Annotated in this window: 17 protein-coding genes; 13 read left to right on the top strand and 4 right to left on the bottom strand. The window is 48.2% G+C overall.

The annotated features are described in order from the left end of the window. Nucleotides 1-9 precede the first annotated feature (9 nt). Nucleotides 10-624, bottom strand: a complete 615-nt coding sequence (locus tag MRBLPE1_RS00480) for a TetR/AcrR family transcriptional regulator (RefSeq protein WP_364140172.1) — start codon at nucleotides 622-624, stop codon at nucleotides 10-12. Between the two features lie 133 nt (nucleotides 625-757). Here MRBLPE1_RS00480 and MRBLPE1_RS00475 point away from each other — a divergent pair, with 133 nt between their 5' ends. Next, nucleotides 758-2,980 carry an MMPL family transporter gene (locus MRBLPE1_RS00475; protein WP_364140169.1) on the top strand — a complete coding sequence of 741 codons (2,223 nt, stop codon included), beginning with the start codon at nucleotides 758-760 and terminating at the stop codon, nucleotides 2,978-2,980. A gap of 144 nt (nucleotides 2,981-3,124) precedes the next feature. After that, nucleotides 3,125-3,709 (top strand): hypothetical protein, encoded by a 585-nt coding sequence (locus MRBLPE1_RS00470; RefSeq protein WP_364140167.1) that lies wholly within the window; start codon nucleotides 3,125-3,127, stop codon nucleotides 3,707-3,709. Here MRBLPE1_RS00470 and MRBLPE1_RS00465 read toward each other — a convergent pair. Beyond that, nucleotides 3,693-5,105, bottom strand: coding sequence for a hypothetical protein (locus MRBLPE1_RS00465; protein ID WP_364140165.1), 1,413 nt, complete (start codon nucleotides 5,103-5,105; stop codon nucleotides 3,693-3,695). The two genes, MRBLPE1_RS00470 and MRBLPE1_RS00465, sit on opposite strands and share 17 nt — an antisense overlap. 122 nt (nucleotides 5,106-5,227) lie before the next feature. On the opposite strand from MRBLPE1_RS00465, the gene MRBLPE1_RS00460 reads away from it, so the two are divergent. Next, entirely contained in the window at nucleotides 5,228-5,668 is a 441-nt protein-coding gene (locus tag MRBLPE1_RS00460) for a DUF6376 family protein (protein ID WP_364140161.1), read from the top strand. A gap of 26 nt (nucleotides 5,669-5,694) precedes the next feature. After that, nucleotides 5,695-5,970, top strand: a complete 276-nt coding sequence (locus tag MRBLPE1_RS00455; protein ID WP_364140158.1) for a hypothetical protein — start codon at nucleotides 5,695-5,697, stop codon at nucleotides 5,968-5,970. A 62-nt stretch (nucleotides 5,971-6,032) separates the two neighbouring features. Here the strand turns inward: MRBLPE1_RS00455 and MRBLPE1_RS00450 are convergent, their stop codons facing one another. After that, nucleotides 6,033-7,484 (bottom strand): SulP family inorganic anion transporter, encoded by a 1,452-nt coding sequence (locus MRBLPE1_RS00450; RefSeq protein ID WP_364140155.1) that lies wholly within the window; start codon nucleotides 7,482-7,484, stop codon nucleotides 6,033-6,035. Nucleotides 7,485-7,724: 240 nt separating this feature from the next. Continuing rightward, nucleotides 7,725-8,342 (bottom strand): DedA family protein, encoded by a 618-nt coding sequence (locus tag MRBLPE1_RS00445; protein WP_364140152.1) that lies wholly within the window; start codon nucleotides 8,340-8,342, stop codon nucleotides 7,725-7,727. A gap of 202 nt (nucleotides 8,343-8,544) precedes the next feature. Here MRBLPE1_RS00445 and MRBLPE1_RS00440 point away from each other — a divergent pair, with 202 nt between their 5' ends. The 9 genes from MRBLPE1_RS00440 to MRBLPE1_RS00400 all read left to right on the top strand — a co-directional run bounded on the left by MRBLPE1_RS00440 (nucleotide 8,545) and on the right by MRBLPE1_RS00400 (nucleotide 18,933). Then, complete coding sequence (locus MRBLPE1_RS00440; protein ID WP_364140149.1) at nucleotides 8,545-8,790, top strand: hypothetical protein; 246 nt, start codon at nucleotides 8,545-8,547, stop codon at nucleotides 8,788-8,790. A gap of 103 nt (nucleotides 8,791-8,893) precedes the next feature. Continuing rightward, entirely contained in the window at nucleotides 8,894-10,300 is a 1,407-nt protein-coding gene (locus tag MRBLPE1_RS00435; RefSeq protein WP_364140147.1) for an MDR family MFS transporter, read from the top strand. An 18-nt stretch (nucleotides 10,301-10,318) separates the two neighbouring features. After that, nucleotides 10,319-11,269, top strand: a complete 951-nt coding sequence (locus MRBLPE1_RS00430; RefSeq protein WP_364140145.1) for a serine hydrolase domain-containing protein — start codon at nucleotides 10,319-10,321, stop codon at nucleotides 11,267-11,269. Nucleotides 11,270-11,655: 386 nt separating this feature from the next. After that, nucleotides 11,656-12,981: a 5'-deoxyadenosine deaminase gene (locus MRBLPE1_RS00425; protein ID WP_364140142.1), complete on the top strand. Its 1,326-nt coding sequence runs from the start codon at nucleotides 11,656-11,658 to the stop codon at nucleotides 12,979-12,981. A 68-nt stretch (nucleotides 12,982-13,049) separates the two neighbouring features. Then, on the top strand, nucleotides 13,050-14,162 hold the full coding sequence (locus MRBLPE1_RS00420; protein ID WP_364140139.1) for an XdhC family protein: 1,113 nt from the start codon (nucleotides 13,050-13,052) through the stop codon (nucleotides 14,160-14,162). Then, on the top strand, nucleotides 14,065-14,697 hold the full coding sequence (locus MRBLPE1_RS00415; protein ID WP_364140137.1) for an NTP transferase domain-containing protein: 633 nt from the start codon (nucleotides 14,065-14,067) through the stop codon (nucleotides 14,695-14,697). Before MRBLPE1_RS00420 ends, MRBLPE1_RS00415 begins: the two co-directional genes overlap by 98 nt. A gap of 284 nt (nucleotides 14,698-14,981) precedes the next feature. Next, entirely contained in the window at nucleotides 14,982-16,136 is a 1,155-nt protein-coding gene (locus tag MRBLPE1_RS00410) for a BMP family ABC transporter substrate-binding protein (protein ID WP_364140135.1), read from the top strand. Nucleotides 16,137-16,270: 134 nt separating this feature from the next. Continuing rightward, nucleotides 16,271-17,806, top strand: coding sequence for an ABC transporter ATP-binding protein (locus MRBLPE1_RS00405; protein WP_364140133.1), 1,536 nt, complete (start codon nucleotides 16,271-16,273; stop codon nucleotides 17,804-17,806). Next, nucleotides 17,803-18,933: an ABC transporter permease gene (locus MRBLPE1_RS00400; protein WP_414698820.1), complete on the top strand. Its 1,131-nt coding sequence runs from the start codon at nucleotides 17,803-17,805 to the stop codon at nucleotides 18,931-18,933. Before MRBLPE1_RS00405 ends, MRBLPE1_RS00400 begins: the two co-directional genes overlap by 4 nt. The last annotated feature ends 6 nt before the right edge of the window (nucleotides 18,934-18,939 follow it).

Genomic DNA, 18,939 nt, shown 5'->3' with positions numbered 1-18,939 from the left:
ATAGTCATTCTAACGCGGTACTAAACCAGTCCACAGTAGTTCTAAGATTTCGGACGCAGCTTGTTCCACCGTTTTTTTGTCATTGATAATTTCTTTGCGATTTTTTACGGTGAGCATAGCTGTAAAGACATGAGCAAGCAGCATGGGATCGCTTTGAACGATTTCGCCTTCATCCATGGCTTTTTTGAATACGGAGCAAACTAATTCGTGAATGGCGCGTTCACTGGCCCGAATACCTGCAATTTGCTCCTCGGATAAACCGCTGGAGGCTTCCCGCATCATCGTTTCGAACTCTACATGCGCATTGTTCATATGACGCTCCGCGACCTGCAGCATTCTTGCCTTGAGCGGTCCATCGCTATGGACAAGCATTGCGGTTTGATCATGCGCCATTTTCAGCACAAATTGTAGACATTCCGTGAACAGGATGCTTTTATTATTAAAATAATAATAAACGCTGGCTTTCGTTATTCCGCAAGCCTGGGCAACGCCCTCCAGGGATACCTTCTCAAACCCTTGCTCCATAAAAAGATAAGCAGCCGTACGCAATATTTGCTGCATCGTCTGAATTGAACCTGTGCCTTTAGGCCGGCCTGGCTTGCGTTTTATTTGCTCGTCGCTCATGGCCATGACCTCCATTCATCAAATTGTAAGAAATAGAGATTGATTAATTAACCTTCGGGTATATATAATTAATTAACCGCATGTATTAATTTTAAACCAAAATAGGAAATATGTGAAATGGAGGATTCAGAAAATGATTGAAAAAATTGCTGGAATGGTCGCGGGGCGCCGAACGCGATGGATCACGGTAGCCGTTTGGATCATACTTGCAGCGCTCCTAAGCGTGTTTCTACCTGCTGTTGGCGAGAAAGAGCAGAGCAATGCTCCGAACCTTAAGGCAGACAGTCCTTCGATCATTGCCGATCAGATGATTAAAGAAAAATTCCCCGGCTCATCAGGCATACCGGCTTTGGTCGTTTGGCATCGCGAAGGAGGATTGTCGGATTCAGATTACAGCCTCATTCAACAAACCGCGCAGCATATCATAGAAAAACCGTTGAAAGCGCAGGGGGAGGTCATTCCGCTTCATCAGATGCCGCTGCCTGCTGTAAAGGCATTCGCTTCAGAGGATGGCACGACGCTCGTACAGCCGATTTCCTTCGGTGAGCAGACGGAAACTGAAGTGTTGAAAGAAAACATCGAAGAAATAAAGAAGTTGATCGAAGAAGCGTCGGGTGAGAAGCCATTTGAGACAACCGTAGACGATGCATCAGAGCTCAGCGTACGCGTAACCGGCCCTGCGGGCATTTCCGTTGACGCCACCGACTTGTTCAAAGGAGCCGATGTTTCGCTTCTGATCGCAACGGTGCTAATCGTGCTTGTTCTGCTGCTGCTCATTTATCGTTCGCCGATTCTCGCGATAATCCCGCTTATCGGCGTTGGCTTCGCTTATGCCGTTACGAGTCCGTTACTCGGCTGGATGGCGGGCGAGGGTTGGATAACGGTGGATGCGCAGGCTATTTCCATTATGACAGTGCTCTTGTTCGGTGCGGGTACGGATTACTGTTTGTTTTTTATCTCGCATTTCCGTCAGGAGCTGACGCGCGAAAGCGACAAATTAAAAGCGTTGAAGCGTTCCTTCAAGGACGCATCGGGCGCGATCGCAATGAGCGGATTCACGGTAGTTCTCTCTTTGCTGGCTCTGCTGGCAGCCCAATACGGCGCTTACGACCGATTTGCTGTACCCTTCAGCTTATCCATACTCATTATGGGAATCGCAAGCTTAACGCTGGTGCCGGCAATGCTTTCGATCATAGGCAGAGTTTCTTTCTTTCCGTTTATCCCGCGTACGGAATTTATGGAGCAGGTGCGTGCAGGCAAAAAAGGGAAAGCCTATCGCAAGCCTGCCCCCGAGAAAAAGCTGGGTTCCAAAATAGGAAACCTGGTTATTGCGAAGCCTTGGACGGTGGTCGTTACATCCGTTTTCATTCTGGGCATACTTGCTGGCTTTTCCAGCCAGATTAAATTCACTTATGATTTATTGTCTTCCTTTCCGGAAGACATGCCCTCAAGAGAAGGCTTCAAGGTTATCTCCGAAACCTATGCGCCGGGGGATTTGGCTCCGATTACAGTCGTTGCCCAAACCGAAGGGACGGCTGCCGATTTGCCAGAGAAGCTGGCCGCCTTGCCGCTTGTCGACCATGTTGGGGAACCAAAAGCAAGCCCGGTTGACCCGAATCTGATTTCTTATTCCGTTATCCTGAGCAAGAACCCATACTCCCAAGAAGCGATGGACACGATTCCTCTGCTTCAAGAAGCGGCAGTGGAGTCGCTCGAAAGCGCAAAGGTGACGGATGCGAAGCAAAAGGTTTGGATTGGCGGACAAACTGCGGCGCAGTACGATGCTAAAGCGCTGACCGATCGCGATAATATCGTCATTATTCCCTTAGTTATTGGTCTCATTATGGTATTGCTGCTCGCATACCTGAGATCGGTAACAGCAACGCTTTACTTAATCGGTACGGTCTTGCTCTCTTATGCAGCGGCACTTGGCTTAGGTTGGATCATCCTGCATTACTTTATGGGCGTTGACGCCATACAAGGCGCAATTCCGCTTTATTCCTTCGTTTTCCTTATTGCGCTTGGTGAAGATTATAATATTTTTATGATCTCGAGCATTTGGCAAAAACGCAAAACGATGCCGCTGAAGCAAGCGATAAAGGAGGGCGTAAGCGAAACGGGCGGTGTGATCACCTCGGCCGGTCTTATTCTTGCAGCGACCTTCGCCGTTCTTGCGTCTCTGCCGATTCAAGTGCTCGTCCAATTCGGTTTGATCACGGCTATCGGAGTTCTAATGGACACGTTCATCGTCCGTCCGTTTTTAGTTCCGGCAATTACGACATTGCTGGGCAAAAAAGCTTTCTGGCCCGCAAATACGGAGCTCGTGCAGGAGCCTAAGCAAACGTTAAAAGGATAAAGAAAAATAGGCAGTTTCTAACGGAGCTTCGGCTTCATTAGAGTCTGCCTTTTCCTATTTCCATACTTGCAACATTTTCCCATTCATATACGTCTTATTTTAAAGGCTATCCGCCTATCATAGAGAGAATTCGGGGGAGCATGAATGATAATTAACAGGAAGTATCGGATTTGCATTGTATTATTTTTATTTTTAAGCATAACTGGCCTCTTAACATTCCCGACCGCTGCACAAGCTTGCAAATGCGTGAAATCGGATGCGGTTTTAGAGAATAAAAGCAGCAGCGATGCCGTATTTGAAGGAACGGCAACATCCGTTAAGGCGTCTACCCTTTCTGGATTCCGTTCGGGAGGAAAAACGATCAAAGCAAGCTTTCAAGTAAACGAAGTATGGAAGGGTCAGGTAACGCCATCGATCGAAGTGCTAACCGCAGAGAATGAAGACAGATGCGGTTTTGCGTTTAAAGAGGGCGAGCGCTACCTGGTGTTTGCGACAGCAACCGGAAAATCGCTTGAAGCCAGCTGCAGTGCAACGGTTCTGCACAGTGAAGCAAGCGGGCATTACGAGCTATTGGGCAGCGGTTCATTGCCTCCGCAGCCCGCCAGCACCGATCATTCGGCCGCGAAATCAGACTCCGTTCCCTTCATCGTGCCTATAGGAACGGCTGCGGCTATCGCAATCGCAATTGTTTTATTCCGCAAACGAAAGCAGGCTAAATCAAGAACATAGCAACTAACGTTGTTACGCACAGCCCTATAAACACAGGCTTCAAGTTACGGCGGGCGAGCTCAAAGGGATCAACGCCGCAGATGGCAGCGGCAGGTATAAGCGCCCAAGGAATAATCGTGCCGCCGCCGACCCATATCGCAGCAACTTGGCCGAGAGCGGTTAAGGTGGCTATGCCTGAGCCGATGGCATGGCCGAACAGCTGCGCGATCGAGCCGGCTAAGGATATGCCTGAGAAGCCGGAGCCGTCTAAACCGGTCACTGCGCCTACAACCGTCAATGTAATTGAGCCTACGACGCCATTCACGGGTACGACATGCGCAAGCGCAATGCCTAAATCGTTAACGATACCAAGCGATGCTTCAGGAAGCTTCTCGCCGAACATTGCAAGAAACCCGGAGTCGCCCAAATAGAAAAATGCGGCTATGGGAATAACGGGTCCAAAAACCTTAAAGCCAAACAGAAATCCTTCAACTAAATAGCTCGTTGTTTTCTCGAAGCCTTTGCCGCGATGCGTAAGCATCGTGATAAAAAGCATAATGAGTATCGCGGTTCCTCCGATGAGCGCCGTAGCATCCCCGCCTTGAAGATCCAGCATGAACATCGCAACGACATCTAAAGCGAACAGGATAGGTATAATAGCCGCTAACCAACGTTTCGTGCGCAGAGAAAGCGCATTACGGTCAGCTATTGCACTAAGGTCGTAGTCTGGAGTAGACTCCGCCGGCGAGACGACAAGCCCATTTCGCCATTTGCCTGATTTCTGATCTCTCCTCATCATCCAATACGCGGCCACCGTCGTAACGACTCCCATGACAATAACTAATGGAATGCTGGCTTGCATGACTGAGCTGACAGGAATGCCGGCGGCATCCGCAGTGAGCTTAGGCGCGCCTTGTATGATATAATCACCTGATAAAGCGATGCCGTGCCCAAACAAGTTCATGGCAACCGCTGCTCCCAGTGCAGGCAAGCCGACGCGCAATGCAACCGGCAGCAAAACGGCACCGATGAGAGCGACCGCGGGTGAGGGCCAGAAAAACCATGAAGTGACCATCATGATTAAGCCGATTCCCCAGAAGGCCAGCGCAGGTGTTCTTAAAAATCGGGTAAACGGCGAAATCATGATTTCGTTTATTCCGGTCCGAATGAGTATGCGACTCATGGCCACGATAATGGATATAATTAAAATCGTTCCCACTAATTCTTTTATGGCAAAAATAAAGCTGTTAAAAATGCCGCTTACCGAACCGCTGGCTGAGGTGGTTGCAAGTATACCGATGCCTAAAATCCCCGCAATACAGATTATCGTCGTATCGCGGCGCATCAGCATGAATCCGATAATGGCAATAATAAAGCCTAAATAAACCCAATGCAGAGCCGTTAATTGAATGTCCATCCCGATCATCTCCTTGTGAGATACACGAAACCAGCCTGTGCCGGACTCGTATAGTAATGTATGCAAGACCAAAGATAGGCGTTCATCTCGGGATCGGGCCGATTATTACGAGGAGGGATTTTATGATAAAACGAAGTATATCGATCTTAATGCTCTCTATAATGCTTCTGACAGCAGGCTGTGGTATGATTGAAGAAGTAGGTCAAACGGTAAATTTTGCAACGGAAACGACGGATTACCTGCAATCGCTAACGGACTTCGGACAAAATATGAATACACTTGCCGAACAAGCGGTGAATGATCTCGATGCGAGAACGGATCTGAAAGATCAACTCGTTGCGCTGAAGGAGCAGGTCATTCATTATGAAGGTCTGCAGGTGCCCGATTATGCCAAGGAGCTCCATCAATCGATTGCCGAATATAACGAGACGCTGCAAAAGGGAATTGATCAAGCGCTTACCAATATCGAGCAGGGAAGAGCCGTATTCGAATCAACGGGCATTCCGGATACGATCAGCAAGATCAATGAGCTGCTCAACCAAATCAATCAACTGACACCGTAATGAACGAACAGGAAGGAAGATCGTAAGTGATTAACATTAACGTATTGGACGCATCGATGACTTATTCAAAGGAAGACGGTTACGTTGGAAAGGTGCATTTTGGAGTCGAAGGGCATGTGAATGAGTATGAAATTGCTCTTCACAGCAAGAAAGGGAAAGAATGGGGCTACGGGTTGTTTTTCTTGCATGAATCAGGCAAAGAGGAACAATTGCTTGCTCTAGAAGATTTGCTTGAAGAGGATGACGAGCTGTTTGATTTTCTTGTCGATACGGCAAAGGAAAAGCTTGATAAACAAGAATAGCCATCCGAAAAGAAAACCCATGCGACCACACCGAAAAAGTGTGATTGCATGGGCTTTTTTTGTTAATGGCCACTTGAGGATGTTAATCCTAAATTACGAATGATCAGCTTGCTTTCTTCATTCAATCCAATGAACGAGACCTGCTTGTTCAATTGCTCGTATTTGCTTTTCACTTTGGCGATCGCGGTAACGGCTGATTGATCCCACACATGCGAGCTGCTGAAATCCAGCGTAATGCGCTCAGGATCATGATGGTAATCAAATAACGAGACGAAACGGCTGGTTGTTCCGAAAAATAACTGGCCCGTTACTTTGTAAGTCCGGGTATTGGACTTAGCAGCTGCTGTAGACACGCGTATTTTTGCCATTTTGCCGACGAATACAAAGGCACTCAGTACGACGCCTGCAAACACGCCTTTCGAAAGATCATGCGTAATTAAAACAATGATTACGGTAACGATCATAATCACAGCATCTGTCCGCGGTACTTTATGGATTTGGAAAACAGACTTCCAATCGAAGGTGCTGATCGAGACCATAATCATGACGCCTACTAAGGCAGCCATCGGAATTTTATTAACGACATCGCTTAATGCCATAATAAGAAAAAATAAGAAGGCCCCGGCAACCAGCGTGGATAGTCTTGTACGGCCTCCGGATTTGGCGTTTATGACCGATTGGCCAATCAATGCGCAGCCGGCCATTCCGCCGAAGAAGCCCGTTGCGATGTTGGCAATGCCTTGTCCGCGAACTTCTTTGTTTTTGTTGCTGGATGTATCGGTCATTTCATCAAGCACCGAAGCAGTCAAAAGCGATTCTAAGATGCCGACGATCGATAACGAGAAGGAATACGGCAAAATGATCCAAAGCGTTTTGAACGAGAATAAAACATCCGGGATATGGAACAGCGGAAGCGTACTCTCCACTAAGCCTCTATCGCCGACGGTTTTGAGATCAGCTCCTATCGCTACAGCGATGAGAGATACGATAATGATCGCGGCAAGCGGCGAAGGAATGATCGTAGTGAATTTTGGCAGGGTATATATAATTACTAACGTTAAGGCAACTAAAGCATACATAATCCAACTGGCGCCTACAAAATGAACAAGCTGAGTCGTGAAAATTAATATGCCCAGCGCGTTGACAAAACCAAGCATGACAGACTGCGGCACAAACGAAATGAGCTGTCCCAGCTTGAGAACACCCATTACATATTGAAGAATGCCTGCCAGAATCGTCGCTGCAAACAAATACTCGATGCCGTGATCCTTGACAAGCGATACCATAAGGAGAGCCATGGCGCCTGTCGCTGCCGAGATCATGCCGGGTCTGCCGCCGACAATGGAAATGATGACTGCAATGCAGAACGAGGTATACAAACCGACCATCGGTCCGACTCCTACCATTAAGGAAAAGGAAATGGATTCCGGGATAAGGGCTAAGGCTACCGTAATTCCTGCCAGAATATCGCCTCGGACGTTCGAAAACCATGATTTTTTTAGTTTTGTAAGCAAAGCAAAGAAACCTCCTAAAAATAATTGAATTTGACTTTTCACTCTCAGAAAAGTCGGGGCCGATGCACACTGAGCGTTATTATACATCAAAAGTGGGCAATTAAACAGAAAATATAATTTCGTTAAAGCGCATACATAGTATGAATGCTTAATATATCGCTCGTTTTCTTCTTTTTAGATCAAAAGTTGCAAAAAAAGAACCATCGCTAAATTGCGAAGGTTCTCATGTTTGGAAAATAACTACATCGGCCGCTCGAGTTGATTCTTTTGCTGCCTGCTTTTCACGTATCGATACACAAGAAAGCTTATGACAACGGCTGCCAGCGCGAAAACGATCCAAATGCCGTATTTGTAAATGTTATCCGAGAGAGCTTGCACCTGATCCCCTACGAATGTCCCGATAATAAAGTAGATCAGGGTCCAGACGAAAGCAGACGGATAGGCGAAAAGCGCAAAACGTTTGAAATTCATTCGATTCAACCCCATTACATAGGGGGTTACATGCCTTAAAAAAGGGAGACAAAGGCTTAAGCTAATGGCATAGCCGCCGTAGCGTTCGCTAAGCTGCTCGGATTTAGCAACAAATTTGCTTATGTTTTTTTTGCTGCTAAACCAATTGGATAATTTACTGCCGGCAAACCTTCCGATGCTATATCCGAATGTCATGGCTGAGCATATCCCTAGGCAAGTCATGATAAAGGCAGGTACCGGCAATAAAACGCCTGATTCCGCTAATGCGCCGCCTGTCATCACGACAGCTTCGTTTGGTATAGGCAGCCCGATTAGGCCGAGACATAAGACGAGAAATAAGGCGAAATATCCGATCTCTTCAATAATATTCAATAATATATCATACATAATGCAGCATCCTAACCTTCCAAAAATTAGAATTCACAATAATTCACTTCAAATATGGTAACACATCCACATGCGAAAGGATACCATTCATACGTCAGACAATTAGAAAGGATTCAAATTTAACCATTTCGTAACTAATTGCTTAAGCCGAGAGGATAAAATAGGGAATAGGTTTTATGTGTATGAAGGGGCGGCTATTCTCATGTTTGAATTTAGGCAAAAGGTGATGGCGTTAAGGCGTTACGAATCACTATGTTTTACCTTATGCATCACGTTGATGATAGAAGAGCAAGCAGCAAGCAAAACAGCGGAACATGTGCTGTGCCAGCTGTTTGCGGATCAACAATTTTGGCAATTGTCAGAAGCGGAGCGGCAGCCGTATCTGTTAAAAGTTTGTACGCGGATTTGCTTTCAATCGAAGCAGGCAGCTGTGACACGGACCTCTTGAACGGAATAAAAACATTGATATTTCACGCTTTCAGCGATCATAATAGAAAGAAGATCATCGGAATTTATCCGAAACTATTTGTAAAAATTGGAAAGGAGGAACAATGAACGCTATTGAAAACCGTAAGAAAGTAACGATCGCATTGTTCGTTGCGACATTTCTGGCAGCCATTGAGGGAACGATTGTCAGTACGGCAATGCCCAGCATAACGGGTGAGCTTCAAGGCGTCCAGCAGTACAGCTGGATTATCTCGATTTATTTGCTGGCAACGGTCATTACGACGCCGGTTTACGGCAAACTTTCCGATTTGTTCGGCCGCAAAACCATGTTTATCATCGGCGCGTTAATTTTTCTGGCCGGCTCGATGCTTTCGGGCATAGCGCAAACGATGGACCAGCTGATCTGGTTCCGGGCGCTGCAAGGGTTAGGAGCCGGTGCCCTTACAACTATCCCGTATACGATTATCGGCGATTTGTATTCCTTTGAGCAGCGAGCTAAAGTACAAGGCTGGATGTCAAGCATTTGGGGAATTGCAGGCATATCCGGACCGCTTTTCGGCGGATTATTGGTGGATTACATATCCTGGCGGGCTATATTTTATATGAACCTCCCGTTTGGCATAGCAGCTATTTATTTGTTATCTTCTTCTCTGAAGGAAGCGTTGGAGAAAAAGAAAAGACATATTGATTATCCGGGCATTATCACTTTTACGATCGCCATGTTCTGCTTCTTATATGCGATGACGCTCATCCGTGATGAGGGAGAAAATGGTACAAGCCCAATTATGCGGATAGCCGTACTTCTAGCTGTTTCCGTACTTTTTTTCATCTTTTTCGCACGCATCGAAAGACGTTCGCCTGAACCGATTATACCTTTCCAGCTTTTCCACAATCGAATCATCAGTATGGCGAATCTAGACAGCTTTTTGTTATGCGTGATCAATGTCGTCGTCATCTTTTATCTGCCGCTGTGGATTCAAGGCGTATACGGCAAAACAGCTACTTATTCGGGTCTCGTCATGATACCGTTATCGGTTGCGTGGCCTCTGGGCTCGATATTGGCGGGCAATTGGATTTCAAAAATAGGACTGCGCTTCATCAGCGTGGCAGGCGCATGTTTTTTGCTTGCTAGCAGCATTGGATTCTCTTTCATGACAGCGGAAACCTCGATTGTTTTATTCATCGTGTATACGTTTCTGGCAGGCCTTTCATTTGGATTGTCGCTGACCTCGTTAACGGTTGCCGTTTCTTCCGCCGTGGGATGGGAGCTGCGCGGTTCGGCTGTTGCCAGCAATAATTTTATCCGAACGTTAGGGCAAACGATTGGCATAACGATATTTGGCCTGCTGCTGCATACAGGAGGCAAAGAAATAATCGAGCCAAGCGTACTTGCCGAAAGCTTGCATACGATTTTCATATGGGTTGCCGTTTTATCCGTATTTGTCGTGTTTGTTTCTCTTGGGATGCCAAAGCTTAAGCAGGTGGATCAGCAGCAAAGAAACGCTTCGTAAGAAAGGTCGATAAAGTCAATGAGAACCCTTGATCTCGAGTCTTACAGCAAACATTTTTCCGATAAAAAAATCAAGTCGGTCATCGTGCTGCAAGGGAATGAGCTTGTTAGCGAATGGTATGAGAGCGGTAAGGATGTAATCGGTCCGCTTTATTCCTGTACGAAAAGCATTTTATCCGCGCTGATCGGCATTGCATTGGATCAAAAGCTGCTGACAAGCGTTGATCAGCCGATAACCGATTTTCTGGAGCATCCGCCGGAGATCGCCGCCGCTCTTGGGCAAATCACGATCAAGCATTTGCTGACGATGACGCCGGGCTTTGATTGGCCGGATTTTGACAAGCCTTATAAAGCTTTTAAAGCAGCAGCAGATCCCGTTCAATTTGTTTTCAAACAACCAATTATCTCCGATCCGGGGGCGGCTTTCGCTTATAACTCTGGCGGTTCGCATTTATTATCCGCAATTCTCACTAGAGTAACGGGGATGTCGGCCTTATCTTTTGCAAGGGATCATTTATTTGGTCCGCTAGGATTCAAGGGTGCTCGCTGGGTGGAAAGGGCAGGCGTAAACGAAGGCGGTACGGGTCTCTACTTGTACGGAAGAGATCTTGCTAAAATCGGGAGTCTATTTGTTCAAAAAGGCCGCAGCGAGGATCGGCAGCTTCTATCTGCGGACTGGGTTGAGGAGTCAACGAGGCTTCATCATCGCGGATTGCTTCATTATGAGCCGCCGATTTATGGGGCTTACGGCTATCATTGGTGGCATTCGCCCGAGAGCCACAACGGAGTCTGCGATTGTTTTTTTGCTTTTGGCCATGGCGGTCAATATTTGCTGGCAGCTCCGCAGCATCATCTTGTCGTTGTGGTTCGTAAGCAAATCACGAAACGAAATGATGCCATTTGGTCAAGACGTCTTATTTTTGAACATATCCTTCCCGCTTGCATCGGGAAAGAACATGCACCTTTGTGAGCAATTGAGTTAAAAAACCAATCAAGCATGGCGAAGCTGTGCAGGATTGGTTTTTTTGCAGCTTGGATGGAGAATGCCATTTCGTACCCAGATAATCGCGTTATGTATTTGTCAGTTTCAGCTGAGAAACATCGCTTTAGCTTGAAAATTTTGTGTAAAGTCTTGCCTAACTATCGATTCTGAATTATGATGTTAGATAATCTTACATAATGTAGGCATACTTCTGATTTGCCTTGCTGTCTGCCAGGTGAATCAGTAAATTACGGCATAAAAAGTCAGAAAATTAAAATTATTTGTTTTGGTCAGTAGAAGGAAATGTAGCGTGCTTAACGATCAAACTGAATATGTTATTCAGTACCGCTATATAGGCTTGAGGAGGAGTTCACATGACAACCATACTTATTCGGAACGCCGTCGTGATGACAATGAATGAGCAGGGCCAAATTTTCACCGGCGATGTATTAATAGAAGGAAACAGGATCGCTCAAATAGGAGAACGGCTGGAAGGAATCGCAGCCGATCGGATAGTGGATGCAGGCGGCAAAGTACTGCTCCCTGGATTCGTTCAGACGCATATTCATCTCTGTCAAACGCTTTTCCGCGGAAGAGCGGATGATTTATCGCTGATCGACTGGCTGAAAGAGAAAATCTGGCCGCTTGAAGCTGCGCACAGCGAGGATTCCGTTTATTACTCCGCCATGCTTGGTATAGGAGAGTTAATTCGAAGCGGAACAACTACCATTTTGGACATGGAAACCGTCCATCACACGGAATCGGCGTTTCAAGCCATTAAGGAAAGCGGCATTCGGGCACTTTCGGGTAAAGTCATGATGGATCACGGTTCTGAGGTTCCGCTTGCGCTGCAGGAGAATACGCAAAAATCGCTTCAAGACAGCGTGGATTTGTTGGAGAAATGGCATGGCGCGGAAAACGGAAGGATCCAATACGCCTTTTGCCCCCGCTTCGTAGTTTCCTGTACGGAAGAGCTGCTGATTGGCGTGCGTGACCTCTCTGCGCAGTACGGTGTAATGGTGCATACGCATGCATCGGAAAATACAGGCGAAATTGCAATGGTTGAAGCGGAACGCGGCATGCGGAATGTGATTTATTTGGATCATATCGGGCTTGCGAAGCCGAATTTGATTTTGGCGCACAGCATATGGCTGGATGATGAGGAGAAAAGAATCATCCGGGACAGGGGGGTTAAGGTTACCCATTGTCCCGGCTCTAATATGAAGCTTGCTTCAGGCATAGCGGAGATCCCGCTTCTGTTAGAGCAAGGCATCGATGTCGGCATTGGCGCGGATGGCGCTCCTTGCAATAATAATTTAGACATGTTCCAAGAAATGCGCCTAACCGCTTATATGCAGAAAGTAAAGCATGGCCCAACGATCATGAACGCGAGAACGGTGCTTCGGATGGCGACAATGGGCGGCGCCAAGGTTCTTGGCTTAGAGAAGGAGATTGGCAGTATCGAGCCTGGAAAGCTTGCGGATTTGCAACTGCTTGATTTGGAGGATTTCCATGTTTATCCGTCCTACGATGCGGATTGGTATTCGAGAGTTGTTTATGCCGCAACGAGAGGCGACGTAGATACCGTCTTGATTGACGGGCAAATTGTAATGGATAACAAACTGGTGCGAACGGTCGACAAAAAAATAGTGTTAAAAGAAGCGGATCAGGCTTTGCGCAGGTTAATCGGGCGCTTGTAGGGGTTCGGATTCGTTCAAAACGTTGAATGCATCCCGGGTACGGGCAGAGGCTTAGGGAGGGATAACGGATGGATATGCATGAGCTGTTGGATTCGATAGAGTCCGGAAATGATCGAAGCGTACTTGCGACGATCCTCTGCGTGGAAGGACATTCCTATCGCAAAGCGGGAGCGGCGATGTTGTTCACGGCAAGCGGAAAGCAAATTGGTTCGGTAAGCCCGGGCTGCTTGGAGCTGGATTTGCAGGAACAGGCAACAAAGGTAAGGGAATCGGGCCAATTCGAATGCGTAACCTACAACTTGAATGCCGATGAGGATGCGATTTGGGGAGAGGCTGTCGGCTGCGGCGGCGAACTAAGGATATTGCTCGAGCCCGTCGAGAACCGGCTGCGCGAGGTGCTGCTCGAAGCGAAGCGGCGTAACGGAACGGGACATTCGGTAAGGCTTGTGCGCAGATGGGATGAAAATGAAATCGAGTATACGCTTCATGATGCATCGGATAACTTTGATGACATGGACAATAGGGAGGAAAAGGATGATGCCCCTAATCAATTATCCGTCGTTATAAGTCCAAGACCAAGGCTGGTCTTATTTGGTGCAGGCCAAGATGCGGAAGCGATTTATTCGCTCGTCAAACAAATCGGCTTCCATGTTGTGATTGCGGATTGGCGGCCTTCCCTATGTTCGGAGGAACGTTTTCCCGAAGCGGAGTGCGTCATCGGAACGGCTGAACAGATTGTTGAACGGCTTCAATTCCGATCCAATGACTATTTGATCGTTTGCAGCCACAATTTGAAGAGGGATAAAGATATGATACGGCTCGCTTTGCCGGTGCCTCTTGTATATCTCGGAATATTAGGTTCAAAAAAGCGGATTCGCATGTTATTCGAGACCTTTCTAATTCCGTCAAACGTAAGGGCGCCGATCGGACTATCCATTGGGGCGGACGGTCCCCTTGAAATTGCGGTAAGCGTGGCGGCAGAATTAATTGCTATACGCGCGGGGCGTCAAGCCGGACATCGAAAGGGGGGTGGGAGAGATGCATATTTCAGCCCTTTATTTAGCGGCGGGACAGAGCAAACGCATGGGAACGCGAAAGCAGTCGCTCGAGCTGGCGAAAGACCGGCCGCTCGCAAGCCTGGGGCTGCATGCTCTATTAACCAGTCCACTTACAAGCGTTAAAGTGGTCGTAAGTCCGGATGATCCCGGAGATTGGATCGCTGCTGCGGAAGGAATGGCAGATTTTGCCGTTTCTTCCGCAAGACTTTCCCAGTCCATTGTTTCCTGCGCAGAATCGTCAAAAGGCATGTCCTATTCGATTAAGCAGGGTGTTCTAGAAATTATCAGAGATGAACCGGCAGCCGATGCCGTATTGATCGCTCTTGCAGATCAGCCGTTTATTAGCGCTGCTATGATTGCGGAGCTGATCCATTACTGGACCAGGCGGCCGGAGCTCGACTTTGTTGCGACTGCCATGCGGGATGCGCGGAAGAAGGAGATCGTGTTAACGCCACCTGCTATATTGTCCCGGTCCATGTTCGCTGATTTACTTGAGTTAAAGGGTGATGCGGGAGCGCGCCAATTATTTCGCTCGCCTAATTTCAAAGGGGAAGGATTAGTGGCTGCAAATGAGCAGGCTCTATTTGACGTGGATACGCCTGCCGATTTGGAGTGGGCAAAAAAATACTTTTCAGACCGGGATTGCAGTGCTAGATGATCCTTATGTGAATATATATAACATAAATAACGGTTGAATTGTGCGAATCGCACAAGGTTCAGCATATTTTTCGCTTTTAAAAATATTAATGTTATATATATTGACATATAAATGACATGGTCCTATATTGAGATTACGTTGTTGGTTTTTACCAAAACTAGCGAATCCGATGATCGCCGATGTTAGCGGCCTATCGAATTTTTCGCGATGAGAGAGTGACAGTGTACAAGATTGACTTGTACGTTATCGGCTTTCGAAAAAAATAGAGTTCGGGGAGGAACCGTATGAAAAAGCGTAAAAAAGCATTATCCGTAAGCTTATCCCTCATATTGGCCATCGCATTTGTCATTAGCGGCTGTTCCGGCAATGCGAACAAAACCAATGAGGGTGCGGCAAATGCATCTACGGAAGCACCAGCCGAAGGGGGTGCGACAGATGAGCCGGCTAAACTGCCGCGCGTCGCATTCGTTTATATCGGGCCTCCCGGTGACGGCGGTTGGACTTTTGAGCACGACAAAGGCAGGCTGTTCATGGAAGAGGAGCTAGGCATCAAAGCGGATACGGTCGAAAACGTGCCTGAGAGCGCAGATGCCGAACGCATTATTACGGAGCTCGCCCAGAACCACGACGTCATCTTTACAACGAGCTTCGGTTACATGGACTACACCCTTAACGTCGCAAAGAAATTTCCAAATGTGAAGTTTCTTCATACGGCAGGCTATAAAACGAATGACAACATGGGTACCTTCTTCGGCAAGAACTACGATGCCAGCTATTTAAGCGGTATTGCAGCCGGAAAAATGACGAAGAAAAACATCATTGGTTATGTTGGCGCCTTTCCGATACCGGAAGTTATTTATAACATAAACGCCTTTACGCTGGGCGTTCAAAGCGTTAACCCAGAAGCGAAGGTTAGCGTAGTGTGGACAAATACCTGGTATGACCCGACCACTGAGCGTCAAGCAGCCGTAAGTTTGCTGGATAAAGGAGCCGATGTCCTGCTGGCATACCAGGATTCGCCGGCTACGCTGCAAGCTGCAGCCGAGCGGGGCGCTATGGCTGGCGGCAATGACTCGGATATGACAAGGTTTGCTCCCGAGGCATATTTAACGAATCCGATCTGGAACTGGGGCCCTTATTATACGAAAACCGTACAATCCATCATCGACGGAACTTGGAAAAGCGAGCAGTATTCCGGTTCGTTGGCAGACGGCATGGTGGATATCGCACCGCTCGGTCCTAGCGTGCCGGAGGACGTGAAAACGTTGGTAACCGAAACGAAAGCGAAGCTGGTAAGCGGCGAGCTCCATGTATTTACGGGTCCCATTAAGGACGCTTCGGGAGCAGTGAAGGTTGAGGAGGGCAAGACCCTGACGCTGGACGACATTTTAGTTATGGATTGGTTCGTCAGCGGAGTAGAGGGCACGATTCCGAAATAACCGGTTTTTACTATAAGAAGAAGTCAACAAATCCCTGAATGAAGGGATTTGTTGATTTATTCACAGCTTTTTGGATAGGAGTAGGAGCATGCTTACGATGCAGGTTTGTTAGACAAACCTTTAGGAGGGACCCCATGCATGAAAACTATTCGGTAGAGATGCGCCAGATCGTTAAGCATTTTGGCTCCGTCGTAGCGAATGATCTGGTCGATTTCCGCGCAAAGCCTGGTCAAATCCATGCGCTGCTTGGCGAGAACGGAGCGGGCAAGAGCACGATGATGTGCATGCTGTCTGGGGTGTACAGGCCGACCAGCGGCGAGATCATCCTCCGTGGAGAGCAAGCAAAAATCCGCTCGCCAAAGGATGCGATGAAGCTCGGCGTCGGCATGGTTTTTCAAAACTTCCGTCTCGTTCAGACGCTTACGGCTGCCGAAAATATTGTCTTGGGCGAAAAAACATCGTTTTGGCGAGGCGCGGGCTGGATGAATGACAAGCAGCAGGAAATTGCAGCGATTGCCCGGCAATTCGGTTTACCGTTTCCGGTAGACCGACCGATCTGGCAGCTATCCGTGGGGGAGCAGCAGCGAGTCGAAATCGTGAAGACCCTATATCGCGGCGCCAGTCTCATTATTTTGGATGAACCGACCTCGGTGCTGACGCCCGGCGAGGCCGAGCAATTGTTTGAGACGCTTCAGCATATGAAGGCTGAGGGGAAAACGGTCATACTGACCACGCATAAATTAAAGGAAGTCATGGCAGCATCGGACCATATTTCGGTCATGCGGAAAGGGAAGCTCATTCACAGCATGGAAAAATCAGCTACGAATGAGCGGGATCTGGCCAGGCTGATGGTCGGCAAAGAGCTTGGTGAAAGCCGTACGTTCCAGCCGCGTCCCCAAGGAAAACGATTGCTGGAAGTGCAGGAGGTTGACGTGTATGCAGACCAAGGCAGGAAAGCGCTGGACCTCATTTCGCTGCATGTAAATGAAGGGGAAATCGTAGGTGTGGCGGGGGTTGCCGGCAACGGCCAGAAGGAGCTTGCCGAGATGCTTACGGGCTTAAAGGCATGGAAGCGCGGGACGATATATTTTGACGGAAAGGATCTGAAGAACGGATCGGTTCGTGCCGCAATGGAGGCTGGCATTGCTCACGTACCCGAGAATCGCATGAAAAGCGGTCTTGCCGGCAGTCTCGGCATTGTTGACAATTTATTGCTCAAGTCCTACCGGTCAAAAGAACGCTCGCGCTTTGGTTTTCTGCGAATGGGAATGAATCGTTCTTGGGCCGAAGGCTTGGTTGAACGGTTCGATGTGAGAACCCCGGGACTTGATACGCCGGTTCAGCAATTATCCGGCGGAAACCAGCAGAAGCTGTTATTCGCCAGAGAGGTTCATCAAGAACCGCTTCTGATGGTAGCCGTACACCCGACACAGGGGCTAGACGTTGGTGCCACGGAAGGAGTTCACCGGTTATTAGCCGACATGCGGGACAACGGTAAGAGCGTATTGCTTATTTCAGAGGATTTGGATGAAGTCATTCAGCTGTCCGATCGGATTCTGGTCATCTATAACGGTCAAATCGTCGGAGAGATGTCCCGTGAAGCCGCAGACCGCGAGAAAATCGGGATGTATATGGCCGGTCTCCAAGACGCGGAGGAGGTAGCGGGATGAGCGAACAAAAGCCGGGGGTAATCCATGACGGAACGGCGTCCTTGAAACCAGCTCTTGAACCGGGCAAATGGAAATGGCGATCCTATCGCTTTGAAATGGACAGCTCAAAAAAAGGCAGCTCGTGGTGGATTCCTTTTCTATCGGTACTGCTCGCCCTCGCGGTATGCGGAATCTTTATCGCTGCGAACGGAATGAACCCGTTTCCTGTATACAAGAAAATGTTTACAGGCGCCTTCGGGACCTCTTACGGCTTAACGGAAACGCTCGTGAAAGCCATTCCGCTGCTCCTCTGCGGACTTGGCGTGGCGATTGCCTACCGCATATCCGTATGGAACATCGGCGCGGAAGGCCAATTTGCTGCCGGAGCAATGGCTGCGACGGCGGTTACGATTTATTTTCCGAATATGCCCGGCATTCTTATCATTCCTGCCATGATCGTATTCAGTATCGTTGCCGGCGGTGTTTGGGGGTTGTTAACCGCGATTCCCCGCACCTACTTTCAAGTAAATGAGCTTGTTACTTCGTTAATGCTTAATTATGTTGCGCTGCTGGCCATGGATTATTTTGTTTTTGGGCCATGGAAGGATCCAAAGGGGATGAATTTTCCGGGTACGCCGATGTTTACGGCTGCCCAATCCTTGCCCGTGCTCGGCGATACGAGATTGCATCTCGGTTTGTTGTTCGGCATTATCGCCATCGTTCTTTACGGTTTCTTCATTAAATACACGCGCTGGGGCTATGAGCTGCGGTTAATCGGCGCTAATCCCGAAGCGGCCAAAAATGCGGGAATCCGCATTAGCAGACATATTTTGCTGGTCATGCTCATCAGCGGCGGGCTTGCCGGGCTTGCCGGTATGGCTGAGGTATCCGGCGTCACGCACCGGCTCATGTACGGGATTTCGCCAGGCTACGGCTATACGGCAATTATTGTGGCATGGCTTGCTAAACTACATCCGGTTGGGCTGGCTGTTTCATCGTTTTTATTCGGCGGATTGATCGTAGGCGGATACAGCGTTCAAACGATAGGCTTACCTTCCTCGATCTCCGAAATGCTGCAGGGGGCCATTTTGTTTTTTCTCGTTGCCGGCGGGACGATGAGCAAATTCCGGCTTCGAAAAATCCGCTGAAAAGGA

It is taken from the genome of Paenibacillus sp. LPE1-1-1.1 (assembly GCF_040676435.1).
Lineage (GTDB): Bacteria > Bacillota > Bacilli > Paenibacillales > Paenibacillaceae > Pristimantibacillus.
The sequence above is the reverse complement of the archived record's forward strand: the minus strand, read 5'-3'. Positions and strand labels throughout refer to the sequence as shown.

Excerpts from the sequence above, each read along its gene's own strand:
- MRBLPE1_RS00475 (WP_364140169.1), top strand. The coding sequence starts at position 758 with ATGATTGAAAAAATTGCTGGAATGGTCGCGGGGCGCCGAACGCGATGG.
- MRBLPE1_RS00465 (WP_364140165.1), bottom strand. The coding sequence starts at position 5,105 with ATGGACATTCAATTAACGGCTCTGCATTGGGTTTATTTAGGCTTTATT.
- MRBLPE1_RS00430 (WP_364140145.1), top strand. The coding sequence starts at position 10,319 with ATGAGAACCCTTGATCTCGAGTCTTACAGCAAACATTTTTCCGATAAA.
- MRBLPE1_RS00410 (WP_364140135.1), top strand. The coding sequence starts at position 14,982 with ATGAAAAAGCGTAAAAAAGCATTATCCGTAAGCTTATCCCTCATATTG.
- MRBLPE1_RS00460 (WP_364140161.1), top strand. The coding sequence starts at position 5,228 with ATGATAAAACGAAGTATATCGATCTTAATGCTCTCTATAATGCTTCTG.
- MRBLPE1_RS00425 (WP_364140142.1), top strand. The coding sequence starts at position 11,656 with ATGACAACCATACTTATTCGGAACGCCGTCGTGATGACAATGAATGAG.
- MRBLPE1_RS00445 (WP_364140152.1), bottom strand. The coding sequence starts at position 8,342 with ATGTATGATATATTATTGAATATTATTGAAGAGATCGGATATTTCGCC.
- MRBLPE1_RS00415 (WP_364140137.1), top strand. The coding sequence starts at position 14,065 with ATGGGAACGCGAAAGCAGTCGCTCGAGCTGGCGAAAGACCGGCCGCTC.
- MRBLPE1_RS00420 (WP_364140139.1), top strand. The coding sequence starts at position 13,050 with ATGGATATGCATGAGCTGTTGGATTCGATAGAGTCCGGAAATGATCGA.
- MRBLPE1_RS00405 (WP_364140133.1), top strand. The coding sequence starts at position 16,271 with ATGCATGAAAACTATTCGGTAGAGATGCGCCAGATCGTTAAGCATTTT.
- MRBLPE1_RS00440 (WP_364140149.1), top strand. The coding sequence starts at position 8,545 with ATGTTTGAATTTAGGCAAAAGGTGATGGCGTTAAGGCGTTACGAATCA.
- MRBLPE1_RS00435 (WP_364140147.1), top strand. The coding sequence starts at position 8,894 with ATGAACGCTATTGAAAACCGTAAGAAAGTAACGATCGCATTGTTCGTT.
- MRBLPE1_RS00470 (WP_364140167.1), top strand. The coding sequence starts at position 3,125 with ATGATAATTAACAGGAAGTATCGGATTTGCATTGTATTATTTTTATTT.
- MRBLPE1_RS00400 (WP_414698820.1), top strand. The coding sequence starts at position 17,803 with ATGAGCGAACAAAAGCCGGGGGTAATCCATGACGGAACGGCGTCCTTG.
- MRBLPE1_RS00480 (WP_364140172.1), bottom strand. The coding sequence starts at position 624 with ATGAGCGACGAGCAAATAAAACGCAAGCCAGGCCGGCCTAAAGGCACA.